This is a genomic window from Halalkalibacter flavus, assembly GCF_036663575.1.
In the GTDB taxonomy this organism is placed as follows: Bacteria; Bacillota; Bacilli; order Bacillales; family Bacillaceae_D; genus Halalkalibacter; species Halalkalibacter flavus.
This window is the reverse complement of record NZ_JAWRVK010000198.1, coordinates 1-279: the sequence shown is the minus strand read 5'-3', so window position 1 is coordinate 279 and position 279 is coordinate 1. Positions and strand designations below refer to the sequence as shown.

General features: G+C 34.1%; 1 protein-coding gene. It reads right to left on the bottom strand.

The annotated features are described in order from the left end of the window. The coding region (locus SAY88_RS24980; protein WP_332635119.1) for a DUF1829 domain-containing protein at nucleotides 1-279 on the bottom strand (279 nt) is incomplete at both ends.

The window sequence follows — 279 nt, the reverse complement described above, 5'->3', positions numbered from 1 at the left end:
ATTTGCATTATAGTCATTAAGAAAAACGTAAAAATCTCCCTGGTCCTCTAAAACTGGTTTTGTTTGTTCTACGTCAGCTAAAATAGATTTTGCAAACATTGGATTATTTGGCGATGCCAAAGTCTTTATGAGTTTCATAGGAATATTATCGATTCCTGGAATTGAAAAATCATATTTATGTGTTAGACCACTGGCGCCAATATAAGCCATATTTTTGCTGGTTCTGATTCTATGTGCCGAGAAAAAAGCAGAAACATCTTCGAGGAAGATATTGTTAAC